The following is a 16,220-nucleotide window of genomic DNA, read 5'->3' on the forward strand; positions in this document are numbered from 1 at the left end:
AATCGCTCCTGACGAACTGAAATCGTTGATTTCGAGCGTCCGGAAACACGAGAACGGGGGTGGCCACGGCCACCCCCGTTCGTGGTTCAGGTCAACTTTCGGAAGAGTCCGAACCGGAGTCTGAGCCGGCCGCCGTCACCGAAACCGACCGGGCGTGCGCGGTGCGCACGAGCTGTCCGTAGATCGACGCCGCGTCCGATCCGGATGCCTCGATCGCGAGGGGCACGAGCGAGGTCTCGGTGAGACCCGGCAGCACGTTCGCCTCGAGGAACCACGGGGTGCCCGAGGCATCCACGATGAAGTCGATGCGAGAGAGATCGCGCAGGCCGAGGGTGCGGTGCGCGAGGACCGCCGCCTCAGTCACGGCCGCGAGCTCGGCCTCGCTGAGTCGCGACGGCGCGTAGAAGGTGGTCTCCCCCGCGTTGTAGCGAGCCTGGAATCCGTAGATGCCCGTGGTCGGCTCGATCTCGACGGCGGGCAGCGTGGTGGGGCCGTCGCCGGTATCGATGACGGTCACGGCGATCTCGGTGCCGACGACGCGTCGTTCGACGACGGCGACGTCGGCGTAGGTGAACGCCTCCACCATGGCTCGGGGAAGCTCGTCGGTCGTCTCGACGATGGTCACGCCCTGTGCTGATCCGCCCGAGGCCGGTTTCACGACGAGTTCGCCGTCGAGCTTCTCGCGCACGACGCGCAGCACGCTCGAGGCGCCGAGCTCGCGGAATGCCTCGTGCGACAGCACGATCGACTCGGGCACGGCGACGCCGGCCTCGGCGAGCAGCGAACTCGCGACGGGCTTCGACCAGGCGCGCCGCGCGGCCTGCCCTGACGAACCCACGGTCGCGACGCCGAGCGCCGCGAGCAGGTCGAGCAGCGAACCGTCCTCACCGCTCGACCCGTGCAGCGCGGGGAACACGACGTCGGGTCGCTCGTCAGCGAGGTAGGGCAGCAGCCCGGCGTCGGGATCGCGCAGCGTCACTCGGTGCCCGGCTGCGGTCAGGGCGTCGGCGACGCGACGACCCGAACGCAGCGAGACATCCCGTTCATGCGAGATGCCACCCGCGAGAACGACGACGTGCAATCCGTTGGATTCGCTCATGATCAGGGATTCTCCGCTCAGCGAGGTTGGGATCGAGGGCTACTTGAGGTCGGACGGCGGAGCGGATTCGAAGCCCACGCTCGGCGGCAGCTGCAGCGTGCCCGTGCCGGCGAAGGTGTCGAGCAGGTCGAGTTCGCCGTTGACGACGGTCGCGAGGCGCCGGATGCCGAGCCGAATCGCCTCGGGCGTCGGATAGCAGAACGACAGCCGCATCGCGTGGCGGCCGCGGCCGTCGGCGAAGAAGGCGGTGCCGGGCGTGTAGGCGACGAGCTCCTTGACTGCGCGGGGCAGCATCTGCTTCGAGTCGAGCACGTCGGGCATGGTGACCCAGACGTAGAAGCCGCCGTTCGGGTTCGTCCACGAGAGCTGCGGCAGGTACTCCCCCAGCGCCTCGATCATCGCGTCCTTGCGTTCGCGGTAGACGCCGCGGAAGGTGTCGATCTGTGCGCGCCAGTCGGCGGTCGCCAGGTATTCGGAGACGACGAGCTGGCTGAACGACGACGGCGAGAGGATCGCCGACTCGGCGGCGAGGATGAGCTTCTCGCGGATCGCGTGCGGTGCGAGTGCCCAGCCGACCCGGAAGCCCGGCGCGAGGGTCTTCGAGAAGGAGCCGAGGTAGATGACGCCTTCGGCGTCGAGCGAGCGCAGCGCGTTCGGGGCCGGCTCGTCGAAGTGCAGCAGGCCGTACGGATTGTCTTCGAGCACGAGGATCTCGTTGCTGCGACAGATCTCGAGGATCTCGGGGCGGCGCTCGGCGGAGAGCGTCACACCGGCGGGGTTGTGGAAGTTCGGGATCGTGTAGAGGAACTTGATGCGTCGCCCCTGGCCGCGCAGGTGCGCGATGGTCTGGCGGAGGGCCTCGGGGATGAGTCCGTTCTCGTCCATCGCGACGTGCATCACGCTCGCCTGGTACGAGCGGAACACGCCCATCGCGCCGACGTACGACGGCGCCTCGGCGAGCACCACGTCACCGGGGTCGAGGAAGAGCTTGGCGACGAGGTCGAGCGCCTGCTGCGAGCCCGTCGCCGTCACGACGTCGTCGACCGCTCCGCGGATCCCCTCGATGGCCATGACCTCGAGAATCTGCTCGCGAAGTGCGGGAATCCCCTGACCAGAGCCATATTGCAGGGCCGTCGGGCCCTGCTCGCGCATGACCTTGTCCATCGAGGAGACGATCAGGTCCTGCGGGAGGGCGGAGACGAACGGCATGCCGCCGGCGAGCGAGACCACCTCGGGGCGCGACGCGACGGCGAACAGGGCTCGAACCTCGGAGGCGGCCAGGCCGGCGGCTCGCTCGGCGTAGTTCGCGTACCAGGGGTCGAGGTTGTTGCCGGTCCGCTGGGGGACGCCGTCAGAGGTCACTGCGAGTTCCGTTCTGCTCGGGATTTCCATGCTAGTTGCCGGTGAACCGGCGAAATGACGGATGCCACGTGGCATCCGCCGTGGGGATGCGAAAGACCCGCCCGGCTTTCGCCGGACGGGTCTTCGTACGAATCGACCGCCGACTACGCGATGTAGGCGGCGAGGTCGGCCTCGAGGGCCGGCTTGGGCTTCGCGCCGACGAAGCTCTGCACGACTTCGCCGCCCTTGAACACCTTGAACGCCGGGATCGCGGTGATCTGGTACTTCATCGCGAGGTTCGGGTGCTCGTCGACGTTGAGCTTGACGATGTCGATCTTGTCGGCATGCTCGGTCGCGATCTGGTCGAGGATCGGGCTGACGGCGCGGCACGGGCCGCACCACTCGGCCCAGAAGTCGACGATGACGGGCTTGTCGTTGTTGAGGACCTCCTGCTCGAAGGTGGCCTCGGTCACTGCACGTGCGGACATTGCGTTCTCCTTAGTGGAAGCGTGGAAGCTGGGTGGGATCCGGTGACACGGAACCCCGTGGGGATGCCGCGTTCCGGGCGTCTATTCGGCCGCGACGCCGGCGAGTTCGGGGGCTGCCACTGGAGCAGCCTCTTCGTCGTCGCCCGACTCGAGCGCGGCGAGGTAGTGCTCGGCGTCGAGCGCCGCTGCGGCGCCCGAACCGGCGGCGGTGATCGCCTGGCGGTAGCTCGGGTCGATGACGTCGCCCGCGGCGAACACGCCGGTCACGCTCGTGCGGGAGCTGCGCCCGTCGACCGCGATGGTGCCCTCGGCGGTCAGGTCGAGCTTGCCGTGCACGAGGTGGGTGCGGGGGTCGTTGCCGATCGCGACGAACAGCCCGTCGAGGTCGAGGCCGCGCTCCTCGCCGTTCACGGTGTCGCGCAGGGTGACGCCGGTGACGGCCTCGGTGCCGTGGATCGCCGCGATCTCGGCGTTCCAGATGAACTCGATCTTCTCGTTGTCGAAGGCGCGCTGCTGCATGATCTTCGAGGCCTTGAGGGTGTCGCGGCGGTGGATCACGTAGACCTTGTCGGCGAAACGCGTGAGGAAGGTCGCCTCCTCCATCGCCGAGTCGCCGCCGCCGACGACCGCGATCGTCTTCTGGCGGAAGAAGAAGCCGTCGCAGGTCGCGCACCACGAGAGGCCGTGGCCCGACAGCACCTCTTCTTCGGGCAGGCCGAGCTTGCGGTAGGCCGAGCCCGTCGCGTAGATGACGGCAGCGGCCTCGTGGGTCTCGCCGTTGCCGAGCTTGACGCGCTTGACCGGGCCGTCGAGCTCGAGCTCGACGACGTCGTCGTAGACGACCTCGGTGCCGAAGCGCTCGGCCTGCTGCTGGAAGTTCGTCATCAGGTCGGGACCCATGATGCCCTCGGGGAACCCGGGGTAGTTCTCGACCTCGGTGGTGTTCATGAGCTCGCCGCCGATCTCGACCGAGCTCGCGATGAGCAGGGGTTTCAGCTGCGCGCGGGCGGCGTAGATCGCGGCGGTGAAGCCGGCCGGGCCCGAACCGATGATGATGATGTCGCGCAACGATGCTCCTTGATGCTCTCAGCGGTGCGTCAGTGATGCGGCCTCCGGAGATTCCGGAGGTCACGCCATGGTCAACACAGTCTAGGCGCCGCGTATTCCGGCCGCCTGAGCGCGCGCAGAGTGTGACGGATGCCTCGGGTCGGGCGGTTCGCCGCCCGACTCAGCCGCGGCGCAGGCGGCGCAGCACCGGCTCGGCGAAGCCGCGGAGTTCGGGGGTTCGGATGAGCCAGAGCACACCGAAGTAGACGGCCGACATCGCGACGCCGATGACGGCCATCGAGATGAGCGACGGGATGAGGCCCGACATCGCGAAGCCGTCGGGCGAGATGCCGCCGAGCAGCACGAGGGTGACGAAGCCGACGAGCAGGGCCGGAATGGCGCCGATCGTGTAGCGCACGAAGCTCGATGCGATGTGCCAGCCGTCGATGGTGCCGAGCCGGCGTCGCAGCAGTACCGCGGCGAGCACGAGCTGTGCGCAGCACGCGAGCGAGGTGAGCAGGGCGATGCCGATCGCGATGAACTCGGGCAGCACGTTGAGGAGGAGGAGCGCGCCCGCGCTGAAGAGCACCACCTGGAAGAGCGTGAAGAAGAACGGGGTCTTCGTGTCGCCGAGGGCGTAGAAGGTGCGCTGCACGATGAACAGCAGGCTGAACGGCAGCAGCCCGAGCATGTACGCCACGACGACGTTGCCGAACTCGATGTGCGTCTCGAACGAGGCGGTGCTCGCGAATGCGGTCGCGAACGGGTAGCTGCACATCACGAGCACGATCGCGGCGAGCACGATGATGAGGCCGACGCCGCGCGCCGCGCTCGAGAGGTCGGCGCGCACTCGGTTGAGGTCGCCGTGCGAGGCGTGCTCGCTCATCCGGGTGAAGTACGCGGTCGCGATCGAGACCGTGATGACCGAGTGGGGCAGCATGAAGATGAGCCAGGCGTTGCCGAGCGCCGCGACCGAGGCACCCTGGCCCGAGGCGGTACCGACCACGTTCGTCTCGACGAGTCCCGCGAAGGTCGTGAGCAGCAGCATGCCGAAGGTCCAGCTCGCCATGCGCCCGGCGTCGCCCAGCCCGACGCCGCGCCAGCGGAAGTCGGGGCGGTAGCTGAGGCCGATCCGGCGCCAGAACCAGAACAGCACGAGCGCCTGCACCGCGATGCCGAGCGTCGCCGAGCCGGCGAGCACGGCGATCATCGCCGGATCCCATGCCTCGGGTGCGCGGTGGCCGTCGGGGTCGCTGCCCCAGATCGCCATGAAGACGACGAGGCCCGCGATCGCGACCACGTTGTTGAGCACGGGCACCCAGGTGAAGGGGCCGAAGCTGCGCCGGGCGTTGAGCACCTCGCCGAGCAGTGTGTAGAGGCCGTAGAAGAAGATCTGCGGCAGGCACCAGTACGCGAAGAGCGTCGCGAGGTTGCGCGTCGACTCGTCGAGCTTGATGCCGTAGAGCATCGTGAGCAGCGGCGCCGCGATCGTCGCCAGGATCGTGATGCCGGCGAGTACGACGAGTGCGAGCGTCAGCAGGCGGTTGATGTAGGCCCGGCCGCCGTCGGCGTGGAGACCAGCCCGGACGATCTGCGGCACGAGCACCGCGCTCAGCACGCCGCCCGCCACGACGACGTAGACCGTGTTCGGCAGCTGGTTCGCGACCGCGAACGCGTCGGCGCTCGGCGACTTCGTCAGGCCGATCGCGCTCACGAGCACCGCGGCCTTCACGAAGCCGAGCACCCGGGAGACGATCGTGCCGGAGGCGAGGAACAGGCTGGCTCGGCCGATACGGTCGTCAGTCACGCTTGGGATCCTCGGGGTCGGAAGCTTCGGTGGGCTCGTCGACGGGCTCGTCAACGGGTTCGGTCGTCGCAGCGGGCTCATCGGCCTCGCCCGCGCCCGCCGGCTCGGAAGTCGTGTCATCCGCGACCTGCACGACAGGGGCGTCGACCGCACCGCTCGCCTCGGCCGCGCGCTGCTTGCGGCGACGGCGGATGTTGCGCCAGATGCCGAAGCCGAAGAAGAGCACCAGTGCGGTGGCGAGGATGCCGGCGCCGAGGCCCTCCCAGTCGGCCTGCACGTTGCCGGTGATGAAGACGGTGCGTCCGACTGAGACTCCGGTCGGCGACGAGAGGGAGATCGCGATGGTCACCTCGCCGCGGCCGACGCCCGCGGTGATCGGCACCGGCACCGTGCTCCGGGATTCGGCGGGGATGGTCGCGGTGACACTCTCCTCGACCACGAGTCGGCCGTTCGACGGGTCGGCGGAGACGACCACGGTCACCGGGTACGGGAGGGCGTTGAGCACGGTGACCGGCAGCGGCGTCTCGCGCGCGAAGATGTTGACGCTCGAGGAGGGCACGACCGACACGGACTCGGTCGTCGCGCGTCGCGCGGCGAGCCATTCGGCGACCGCGGTCTCCCATGCCGCACGGTCGGAGAGCCAGGCGACGTCGAGCATCGCGAGGAGGTCGCGCCGGACCGGATCGTTCAGCAGCGCAGGGTCGTCGAGCACGGTCGAGAACTCGGCGACCGAGTCCGCGGCGGCGAGCATCCGCTCGGCGGAGTCGACGCGGGAGGCGTCCTCGGCGAGGTCGACGAGTGCGCGGGAGGTGGGCGGCGCGCCGATCGCCTCGGCGAGACCCGCGGTGCTCGCCGACGACGCCCTGACGAGCTCGTCGAGCGTCGCGGCCACCCGAGTCGAGTGGTCGCCCGCGTCGCGGCCGAAGGTCGCGAGCAGCGCCGAGGGCGAATCGCCCGAATCGAGTGCGAGTTCCGCGAGGAGGTGTCCGGTCGCCGAGCGCCATTCGGTGTCGGAGTCGGCGACGGATGCCTCGCGCAGCGGCGCGGTCAGCCGTGCGTCGGCGACGACGGCGGTCGAACCGTCGATCGACGCGGCGGCGCCGACGCGCCCGCCCGGAGCGGTGACGTTGCCGGGCGACAGGATGGCAGTGGTGAGCCCCGCCCCGTCGAGCACCGCCAGGTCGCCCGCGGCGACCGTGTCGTCGGCGGGCCAGGCGATGTCGGTGCGGGTGTAGGGCCATTCGAGCAGCATCTCGGTGCTCGGCACCTCGCCGGGTGCGGGCGGAGTCGGTTCGGGCTCTGCAGGCGCGGTCTCGCCAGGGGCGGGCGTGGCCGTGGCGCCGTCGACCGGTGCCTCCGTCTCGTCCGTCTGGTCGCCCTCACCCTCGGGCGCGGGCTGTTCGGGGAAGTCGGCGGGGTCGAGCTCGTCGGCGAAACCGGTCGGCGCGAGCAGGGTCTCGAGGCCGAGTTGCGCCTGCAGCGCGACATCCGCGTCTGCATACGCGAGCGGGAATATCTCGTTGCCGGCCTGGCCGAGCCGGTCCAGCCACTCGACAGCCGACGCCGGTGCAGAGCTGCCGAGCGCGCGGATCGAGGCGATGATGCGGGGGTCGACGCCGATCGCGACCGGGCGCCCGGCGACCGCGTCGAGCTGCCGGTCGAGCAGCCCGAGCGGTGACGTCCACTCCTCGAGCGACTCGGCGTCGAAGAGCCCGGTCGAGCTCGCGGGAACGGTGAGCGGGTAGACGAGCGCGACCGAAGTGGCGCTCGTCGACGGTGCCGCCGACGTGGCGAAGGCGTCGGTGCCGGAGGCGACGAGCATGTCGTCGACCACGAGTTCCGCGCCGAGCCCGAGCACGGGTGCGTCGCCGGCTTCGGCGATCGCCGAAGCGGGCACGGTGAAGGAGACGAGGGTGCTCGATCCCGCCGGGACCGGTCGGGTCTCGGCTTCGCCGAGCGTCACGCCGTCGGGGGCGGTGCTCTCGTCGGTCGCGCCGGCACTCGCGAGCCAGGCGTCGAGTTCGTCGGAGTCGTCGATGTCGCGGTCGGCGCGGGTGAGACGCAGGGTGCCGGCGGCGAGGGCCTCGGCGGTGGCGTTCTCGACCTCGACCTGCACGGTCAGCGGCTGCCCGGCGGTGATGGTCGTCGCGCTCACGGGCGCGATGTGCAGTGCGATCCCCTCGGGATCCTCCGCGGGAGCCTGGATCGGGACGGGGGCGGCGCGGCGTTCGCCGTCGGGCACGCCCGCGACCGCCAGCGCGCCGAGCGGAGCGGCGACGACCGCGCACACCGCGGCGGCGGCGATGCCCAGCGCGACGCCGCGGCGGCGTCCGGTGCCGGACGTTCGCGCCGATGCGTGCGCCGTGTCGATCGAACGCGCGGCCAGCCCCGTGACATCCGCATCGCTCGACGAAGCCGTCGCCGGAAGCCGATCGCCGCGCGCGCGCGCAGGAGTCGAGTCGGCTGCCATGCAGGCGATTCTACGGTGAGCGAGCCGGGCATCCGCTCGATGCGTTCCCGTCCGGCAACCGCTCCCCGCGTCGCCGACCCGCCCGCTGAACATGGCCCGCTTAACATGGGAGGCATGCAGAGTGTCGCCGCAGCCCTCGACCGCCTGGCCGAGGCGGCGGCTTCGCCGACCGTCGCGAAGCTCGCCTCGGCGTTCGAGCAGGCGGGTCACGAACTGGCGCTCGTCGGGGGCCCCGTCCGCGACGCGTTCCTCGGCCGCGCGATGAACGACCTCGATTTCACGACGGATGCCACGCCCGACGAGATCCTCGCGATCGTGAAGCCGATCGCCGAGGCCCACTGGGACATCGGCCGCGCCTTCGGCACGATCGGCGCGAAGGTCGCCGGCGAGACGGTCGAGATCACGACCTACCGGGCCGATGCGTACGACGGCGACTCGCGCAAGCCCGAGGTGGTCTTCGGCGACTCGCTCGAGGCCGACCTCACCCGGCGCGACTTCACCGTGAACGCGCTCGCGTTGCGCCTGCCGCAGCTCGAACTCGTCGACCCGTCGGGCGGCGTCGAAGACCTCGTCGCGAAGGTGCTGCGCACCCCGGCCTCCCCCGAGCAGTCGTTCGGCGACGACCCGCTGCGCATGCTCCGTGCCGCGCGCTTCGCCTCGCAGCTCGGATTCGAGGTCGAGGATGCCACGACGCAGGCGCTGAGCGACCTCGCCCCCGAGATCGACCGCATCTCGGCCGAGCGCGTGCGCGACGAGCTCGCCAAGCTGCTGCTCACCGATGCGCCGCGACCCGGGCTCCGCCTCCTCGTCGACTCGGGGCTCGCCGCACGGGTGCTGCCCGAGCTGCCGGCCCTGCGCCTCGAACGCGACGAGCACCACCGCCACAAGGACGTGTACGAGCACAGCCTCACCGTGCTCGAACAGGCCATCGACTACGAGCGCGAGCGCGACGTAGCCGGGCGCCCCGACCTCGTGCTCCGGCTCGCGGCGCTGCTGCACGACATCGGCAAGCCGGCAACGCGCCGCTACGAGTCGGGCGGGGCCGTGAGCTTCTACCACCACGACGTCGTCGGTGCGAAGCTCGCCCGCAAGCGCCTGCGCGCACTGCGCTTCGACAACGACACGGTCGCCGCGGTCTCGCGCCTCATCGAGCTGCACCTGCGGTTCTTCGGCTACACCGACGGCGCGTGGACGGACTCGGCCGTGCGCCGCTACGTGCGCGACGCGGGCGACGCCGAGCAGCTCGAGCGGCTCCACATCCTCTCCCGCGCCGACGTGACGACCCGCAACCGCCGCAAGGCCGACCAGCTCGCGTTCGCCTACGACGACCTCGAGGAGCGCATCGCCGTGCTCGCCGAGGAGGAGGAGCTCGCGGCGGTGCGCCCCGAGCTCGACGGCCAGCAGATCATGAAGCTGCTCGACATCAAGCCGGGACCCGTCGTCGGCGAGGCCTACAAGTACCTGCTCGAGGTGCGGCTCGACGAGGGCCCCATCGGCGAGGACGCCGCGGCCGACCGCCTGCGCGCCTGGTGGGCCGCTCGCGAGTGAGGCGAGGCCGGGCCGCGGTCGTGGTCGCCTTCGCCGTCTCCCGGCGGAGTTCGAGGCATCCTCGCTGTCGAATGGCGCGAGCGCGGGGCATCCGTTACCATTGACAGGTTGCCCGTGCGCCTCGATTGCGAGGCCTCCTCGGTGCGACGTATGCACAACCCTCCTGTTGCAGAGATCCTGCAGCCGCTGAGTCCGAAGGAGGTGGGTTAGTCATGCACCAGTACGAGCTGATGGTCATCCTCGATCCCGAGATCGACGAGCGCACCGTTGCTCCCAGCCTTGACAAGTTCCTCAACGTCATCCGTAACGATGGCGGCACTGTCGACAAGGTCGACATCTGGGGACGTCGTCGCCTGGCTTACGAGATCAACAAGAAGAACGAGGGCATCTACGCCGTCGTCGACTTCACCGCCGAGTCCGCGACCACCAACGAGCTCGACCGCCAGCTGAACCTCAGCGAGGCCGTCATGCGCACGAAGGTGCTCCGCGCCGAAGAGGCGATCGCCCAGGTCGCCGCTCACGCGAAGGCCCAGGAGGCGAAGGCTGCCAAGAAGGCCGCCGCCGCAGCCAAGGCCCCCGCCAAGAAGGACGCCTAGTCCCCATGGCCGGCGAGACCATCATCACCGTGGTGGGCAACCTCACTGCAGATCCCGAGCTGCGTTACACGCAGAACGGTCTGGCGGTTGCCAACTTCACCATCGCCTCCACTCCTCGTACGTTCGACCGTCAGGCGAACGAGTGGAAGGACGGTGAAGCGCTGTTCCTGCGCGCGAGCTGCTGGCGTGAATTCGCCGAGCACGTCGCCGGTTCACTCACCAAGGGTTCCCGGGTCATCGCTTCCGGGCGTCTCAAGCAGCGTTCCTACGAGACGAAGGAAGGCGAGAAGCGCACCACCATGGAGCTCGAGATCGACGAGATCGGTCCCTCGCTCCGGTACGCCACCGCTTCCGTCACTCGAGCGCAGTCGAACCGCGGTGCGGTCGGCGGCGGCGGCTCCTTCGGGGGCGGCCAGTCCGACGACGCATGGGCGCCCAGCGCTCCCGCAGCCCAGCAGCAGCAGGGCGGCGGGGATGTCTGGAACACGCCCGGCACCGGCTACGGCGACGAGACCCCCTTCTAATATTCGGCGGGCCCTGCGGCCCGCATCCTCAAGACAGGAAAACCAATGGCTGGAAAGAGCAGCGGCGATCGCCGCAAGCCGAGCCGCGGGAAGGGCGCGAAGAACGCCGCCCCGGCGAAGTCGATCAAGGTCGGCATCATCGACTACAAGGACGTTGCGACCCTTCGCAAGTTCATCTCGGAGCGTGGAAAGATCCGCGCCCGTCGCATCACCGGTGTCTCCGTGCAGGAGCAGCGCCTCATCGCCCGCGCCGTGAAGAACGCGCGCGAGATGGCGCTCCTGCCCTACTCGGGCTCCGGCCGCTAAGGAGCACGACAATGGCAAAGGTTATTCTCACGCACGAGGTCACCGGCCTCGGCACGGCCGGCGACGTCGTCGAGGTCAAGAACGGCTACGCGCGCAACTACCTGGTTCCCCAGGGCTTCGCGACGCCGTGGACCCGCGGTGGCGAGAAGCAGGTCGAGCAGATCAAGGCCGCTCGCGCGGCTCGCGCCCTGCACTCGCTCGAAGACGCGCAGGCCCTCAAGGCCAAGCTCGAAGCGGGCAAGGTCAAGCTGGCCGTCAAGGCCGGCCTCGGCGGCCGCCTGTTCGGCTCGGTGAAGACGGCGGATGTCGCGGACGCAGTCGAGGCCGCAGGCCTCGGCTCGGTCGACAAGCGCAAGATCCAGATCCCCACGCCGATCAAGTCGGTCGGCGACCACGAGGCGACGGTTCGTCTGCACGACGAGCTCACCGCGACGATCATCCTTCAGGTGGTCGCGGCGAAGTAATCGCCCGAGAGATCGCGAGCGGCGGTCGGGAGCTTCGGCTCCCGGCCGCCGCTTCGTCGTTCCGGGCCGCCCGGCGCGCTCGAGCGGGTCCCCCGGACGGGTGCTGCCGGTGCGTGGAATCCCACGCAGCACCTACACCCGCGCAGGGTACGCGCGCAAGTCCACATCCGGGTTCCCTGTGACTGTTGTACACAGGTGGAGAACCAGCTGGGGAATGTTCCTGAAGAAGTTTTTCCCCACAGGTGTGTAAAGTATTTATGCCTGATCAGCACTGAATTCAACTCGTGTAATTCACACGATTTCCACAGTTCTCCACAGGTGGAGTACACATGTTGAACGGCGTTTCGCCCAGATTATCCCCAGAGTTATCCACAGGCTGGCTTGTGCTGTGGACGAGCCGCTCATATCGTGAAGCAGCGTCCCACGAACAGTGGATCTCCTCGCGTCGATGAGCCGGTGTCGGTGGCTCCGATGACACTGGAGTGCGGGCGCGGGTAGCTCGCCCGCACGAGCTCGAAAACGGAGGTCATGGAGTTGTCGATCGCGCACATCGGGCTCGCCGAACCGGTCGATGAGACCGACGCCCGACGAGGCGAACGAGTTCCTCCCCACGACCTGCTCGCCGAGCAGAGCGCCCTCGGCGGCATGATGCTCTCGAAGGACGCCGTGGCCGACGTCATCGAGACGATCCGCGGCATCGACTTCTACGTGCCCAAGCACGAGGTCGTCTTCAACGCCGTGCTCACGCTCTACTCGCACGGCGAACCGACCGACGTCATCGCCGTCACCGATGAGCTGACGAAGACCGGCGACCTGCAGCGCGCGGGCGGGGTCGAGTACCTGCACACCCTCACGAGCCTCGTGCCGACCGCTGCGAACGCCGGCTTCTACGCCTCGATCGTCGCCGAGCGCGCACTGCTGCGCCGTCTCGTCGAGGCGGGAACGCGCATCGTGCAGATGGGCTACGCCGGCGAGGGCGAGGTCGTCGACCTCGTCAACAACGCCCAGGCCGAGATCTACTCGGTCACCGGTTCGGTCGAGACCGAAGACTACGTGCCGCTCTCCGAAGCGGTCACCGTCGCCATCGACGAGATCGAGGCGGCCAAGCACACCGACGGCAAGTTCACGGGCGTCCCGACCGGCTTCGCCGACCTCGACGACCTGACGAACGGGTTCCACCCCGGGCAGATGATCATCGTCGCCGCCCGCCCCGCCATGGGAAAGTCGACGCTCGCGCTCGACTTCGCTCGCGCGGCGTCGATCACGAACGGACTGCCCTCGGTCTTCTTCTCGCTCGAGATGGGCAAGAGCGAGATCGCCATGCGCCTGCTCTCGGCCGAGTCGAACGTGCCGCTTCAGAACATGCGCAAGGGCACCGTCGACTCCCGCGACTGGACGACGATCGCCTCGACCCGCGGCCGCATCAACGACTCGCCGCTCTACATCGACGACTCCCCCAACATGACCCTTGTCGAGATCCGCGCGAAGTGCCGCCGCCTCAAGCAGAAGGTCGGGCTGAAGATGGTGGTCATCGACTACCTCCAGCTCATGACGAGCGGCAAGCGCGTCGAGAGCCGTCAGCAGGAGGTCTCGGAGTTCTCGCGTGCGCTGAAGCTGCTCGCGAAAGAGCTCCAGGTGCCCGTCATCGCCCTCTCGCAGCTGAACCGTGGCCCCGAGCAGCGCGCCGACAAGATGCCCGCGATCAGCGACCTCCGCGAGTCGGGCTCGATCGAGCAGGACGCCGACATGGTGATCCTGCTGCACCGCGAGGCCGCGTACGAGCGTGACAGCCCTCGCGCCGGCGAGGCCGACCTCATCGTGGCGAAGCACCGCAACGGTCCGACTCGAACGATCACCGTCGCGTTCCAGGGCCACTTCTCCAAGTTCGCCGACATGGCGCCGATGTAGCTCGCATCGGCAAGTTCCGCGTCGGCGCGACAGTAATCGTTTCGGACCAGCCGGGTCGCACCTATTCGCCCGGCGCGATCGCCGGGGCCACCCGATCCGACGCGGCCGCTTCCCCCAGGATGCGCGCCTTGACGGCGTCGAGCACTGCGTCGGGGTCGATCCGGTCGGGCTCGTACAACCATGCGATCATGCAGCCCAGGCCGACCGCGACCTGCCAGTCGGCGCCGGCCTCGGCGTCGGCTCCGGCGACTCCCTGCGCCTCGAGCAGCGCTGCGAGCTCCCGGCGAGTCGACTCCAGTTGTTCGGCGGACCGGTCGTGCAACGGATGGGCCGGCACCGTCGCCTCGCAGAGCAGCACGATCTCGGCGGCGGTCACCCAACGAGGCAGGCGGTCGAGGCGGAGCACCCAGGGGTCGTCGACGACGCGACTGTAGAGCGCGGCCACAACCAGCTCGAGCAGCGCCTGCTTCGTGGGTGCGACGTGGATCACCGCCGCGCGGGTCATGCCCGCCTTGTCGGCGACCGCCTGCATCGACGTCTCGTAGTAGCCGTGCGCGGCGTAGAGCTGCGCGGCTGCCGAGACGATCCGGGCTCGGGCGTCGTCACCGGCGAGCGAGGGCGGGAGGACCGGGTCGGAATGCGCAGCAGCCGTTCGCGGACGGGCGGATGCCGCCACGAGGTGCGGGACCCGCCGTTCGAACGCCTCGAGCTGCGCCGGGATGTCGATCCGGCCCGGGAAGTACAGCGCGAGGATCTGCAGCCCCTCCCAGCCCGCCACCACTTCCGTCATGGCCAGGTCGGCCTCGACGGCCGAGAGTCCGTGCATTTCGAAGAAGGCGCGGCCCCGGCGCTGCGCCTCCTGACGGCGCTCCAGCATCATCGGGTGGCCCGGGTGGCCAGGGCTCGTCGCCTCGCCGAGCAGCGCGGTGAACAGCTCGATCCAGCCTGGGACGGCCTCGCTGCCCCGGGCGACCGCAGCCGCGCTCGGGACGACCCGATCGGACCATTCGCCCTGACCCCAGATGCGCTCCGACTGCGCGTCGAGCCGGGTGATCAGCGCGGTGAGGATCTCGCCGCGGGTCGCGAAGTAGCGCAGCACTGCCGGGTGTGAGATCCCGGCCTCGGCGGCGATGTCGCGCAAGGATGTCGCGCGGTAGCCGTTGCGGACGAACAGCACGTGCGCGGCGTCGATGATCGACTCGATCCGATCCCGTCCCGTCCGATACGTCCCGCGCCTGCTCGTCATGCCCACCAGTATCTCGAATCGCTTGGTCACGTGAAGTGTTACCGCTATGGTGGTCAGTCTACAACCCCCATCCGCTTGGAGACACCGATGTCTGACCACGCCGCCGACACGCTCGTGCAACCCGATCCGACCGGGACGAAGCTCCCCAGCTCGCTGCGACGACTGTTCTTCGTCGCGCCTCTCGCCGCCTCGGCCGCGCCGCTCGCCTACGCCATCACCGCCTTCTTCATGGCGATCCAGGTGCAGCTGTTCGACGCAGAGACCAAGGTCGAGAACCTCGCACTGATCAACACGCTCTCGGCCGTCGCCGCGATGCTCGCGCAGCCGATCTTCGGCGTGCTCTCCGATCGCACCCGCTCTCGCTGGGGCGCGCGCCACCCGTGGATGCTCATCGGCACCGCCATCGGCACGGTCGCTCTGGTCTCGGCCGGGTTCGCGACGAACATGGCGATGCTGACGGTCTGCGTCATGCTCGTCCAGTTCGGCTACAACGCCTGGCAAGGGCCGTTCTCCGCCCTGCTCCCCGACCGTGTTCCCGAGCGGTTCCGCGGGCGCTACTCGACCGGCGTCGGGCTCGGAACGCTGCTGGGCGCGGTCCTCGGGCCGATCCTCGCATCACCATTCGCGCAGCGCATCCCGCTCGGGTACGTGTCGCTCGCCGGCGTAGTGATCCTGCTCATCCTGCTCTTCATCGCGGTCGTGCCCGGCACAGACAACCGCGGCGAACCTCGCAAGCCGTTCTCTCTCACGACGTTCCTCTCAGCGTTCTGGGTGAACCCGATCCGCCACCCCGACTTCTTCTGGGGGTTCACCGGGCGGCTGCTGCTGTTCGGCGGGTTCTACATGATCAGCAACTTCAGCCTCTACATCGCGCAGGACTACGTCGGCCTCAGCCTCGAGGAAGCGACGTCGATCGTGCCGCTGCTCGGCCTCGTGGGGCTCCCCGGTCTCATCATCGCGACCGCTGTGGCCGGGCCGCTCTCCGACCGGCTCGGGCGGCGGAAGCCCCTCGTCCTCATCTCCGGCCTGTTGATCGCGGTCGGCGCGGCCATCCCCTTCGTCCTGCCCTCAGTGCTCGGCCTCGCGCTTCAGACGATCGTCGTGACGATCGGATTCGGCGCCTTCGCCGCCGTCGACCAGGCGCTCATGGCCTCCGTGCTCCCCAACCCCGAGGACTTCGGTAAGGACCTCGGTGTGCTGAACCTCGCGGCGACCCTGCCCGGCACCGTCGCACCGGTCGCAGCGAGCGCCATCGTCGTCGCCGTCGGCTACCCGCCGCTGTTCCTGATCGTCGGCGGGATCGGTGTCCTCGGCGCCCTCGCCGTGCTGCCGATCCGCTCCGTGCGCTGACGCCGAGGCATCCGCGCACCCACCCG

14 protein-coding genes are annotated in these 16,220 nt (G+C 69.3%); 7 read left to right on the forward strand and 7 right to left on the reverse strand.

From position 1 onward, the window contains the following. Window positions 1-91: 91 nt before the first annotated feature. The 6 genes from ACFVTR_RS13345 to ACFVTR_RS13370 all read right to left on the reverse strand — a co-directional run bounded on the left by ACFVTR_RS13345 (window position 92) and on the right by ACFVTR_RS13370 (window position 8,252). Window positions 92-1,099, reverse strand: a complete 1,008-nt coding sequence (locus ACFVTR_RS13345; RefSeq protein ID WP_387037978.1) for a D-alanine--D-alanine ligase — start codon at window positions 1,097-1,099, stop codon at window positions 92-94. A 39-nt stretch (window positions 1,100-1,138) separates the two neighbouring features. Then, entirely contained in the window at window positions 1,139-2,491 is a 1,353-nt protein-coding gene (locus ACFVTR_RS13350) for a PLP-dependent aminotransferase family protein (protein ID WP_387037980.1), read from the reverse strand. A 113-nt stretch (window positions 2,492-2,604) separates the two neighbouring features. Then, window positions 2,605-2,928 (reverse strand): thioredoxin, encoded by a 324-nt coding sequence (trxA, locus tag ACFVTR_RS13355; protein WP_022889105.1) that lies wholly within the window; start codon window positions 2,926-2,928, stop codon window positions 2,605-2,607. Window positions 2,929-3,009: 81 nt separating this feature from the next. After that, a complete protein-coding gene (gene trxB, locus ACFVTR_RS13360; RefSeq protein ID WP_376942714.1) occupies window positions 3,010-3,996 on the reverse strand; it encodes a thioredoxin-disulfide reductase in 987 nt (328 codons plus the stop codon). A gap of 160 nt (window positions 3,997-4,156) precedes the next feature. Next, window positions 4,157-5,782 (reverse strand): murein biosynthesis integral membrane protein MurJ, encoded by a 1,626-nt coding sequence (gene murJ / locus ACFVTR_RS13365; protein WP_387037983.1) that lies wholly within the window; start codon window positions 5,780-5,782, stop codon window positions 4,157-4,159. Further along, the gene (locus ACFVTR_RS13370; RefSeq protein WP_387037984.1) at window positions 5,775-8,252 is read right to left on the reverse strand and encodes a DUF6049 family protein; all 2,478 of its coding nucleotides are present in this window, start codon (window positions 8,250-8,252) and stop codon (window positions 5,775-5,777) included. Before ACFVTR_RS13370 ends, murJ begins: the two co-directional genes overlap by 8 nt. 114 nt (window positions 8,253-8,366) lie before the next feature. Here ACFVTR_RS13370 and ACFVTR_RS13375 point away from each other — a divergent pair, with 114 nt between their 5' ends. The 6 genes from ACFVTR_RS13375 to dnaB all read left to right on the forward strand — a co-directional run bounded on the left by ACFVTR_RS13375 (window position 8,367) and on the right by dnaB (window position 13,598). Then, window positions 8,367-9,800 (forward strand): CCA tRNA nucleotidyltransferase, encoded by a 1,434-nt coding sequence (locus ACFVTR_RS13375; protein ID WP_387037986.1) that lies wholly within the window; start codon window positions 8,367-8,369, stop codon window positions 9,798-9,800. Between the two features lie 212 nt (window positions 9,801-10,012). Further along, window positions 10,013-10,396: a 30S ribosomal protein S6 gene (gene rpsF, locus ACFVTR_RS13380; RefSeq protein WP_387037988.1), complete on the forward strand. Its 384-nt coding sequence runs from the start codon at window positions 10,013-10,015 to the stop codon at window positions 10,394-10,396. Between the two features lie 5 nt (window positions 10,397-10,401). Further along, entirely contained in the window at window positions 10,402-10,920 is a 519-nt protein-coding gene (locus tag ACFVTR_RS13385) for a single-stranded DNA-binding protein (RefSeq protein WP_157423766.1), read from the forward strand. 45 nt (window positions 10,921-10,965) lie between these two features. Further along, a complete protein-coding gene (rpsR, locus tag ACFVTR_RS13390; protein ID WP_022889097.1) occupies window positions 10,966-11,226 on the forward strand; it encodes a 30S ribosomal protein S18 in 261 nt (86 codons plus the stop codon). Between the two features lie 11 nt (window positions 11,227-11,237). Continuing rightward, window positions 11,238-11,690 carry a 50S ribosomal protein L9 gene (rplI, locus tag ACFVTR_RS13395; RefSeq protein WP_376942724.1) on the forward strand — a complete coding sequence of 151 codons (453 nt, stop codon included), beginning with the start codon at window positions 11,238-11,240 and terminating at the stop codon, window positions 11,688-11,690. A 534-nt stretch (window positions 11,691-12,224) separates the two neighbouring features. Beyond that, complete coding sequence (gene dnaB, locus ACFVTR_RS13400; RefSeq protein WP_157423764.1) at window positions 12,225-13,598, forward strand: replicative DNA helicase; 1,374 nt, start codon at window positions 12,225-12,227, stop codon at window positions 13,596-13,598. A gap of 61 nt (window positions 13,599-13,659) precedes the next feature. On the opposite strand, the gene ACFVTR_RS13405 is transcribed toward dnaB, so the two are convergent. Then, window positions 13,660-14,964 (reverse strand): TetR/AcrR family transcriptional regulator, encoded by a 1,305-nt coding sequence (locus ACFVTR_RS13405; protein WP_387037990.1) that lies wholly within the window; start codon window positions 14,962-14,964, stop codon window positions 13,660-13,662. On the opposite strand from ACFVTR_RS13405, the gene ACFVTR_RS13410 reads away from it, so the two are divergent. Then, window positions 14,932-16,194, forward strand: a complete 1,263-nt coding sequence (locus tag ACFVTR_RS13410; protein ID WP_387037992.1) for an MFS transporter — start codon at window positions 14,932-14,934, stop codon at window positions 16,192-16,194. The two genes, ACFVTR_RS13405 and ACFVTR_RS13410, sit on opposite strands and share 33 nt — an antisense overlap. Window positions 16,195-16,220: the final 26 nt, after the last annotated feature.

This window comes from Agromyces sp. NPDC058126 (assembly GCF_042884595.1).
In the GTDB taxonomy this organism is placed as follows: Bacteria; Actinomycetota; Actinomycetes; order Actinomycetales; family Microbacteriaceae; genus Agromyces.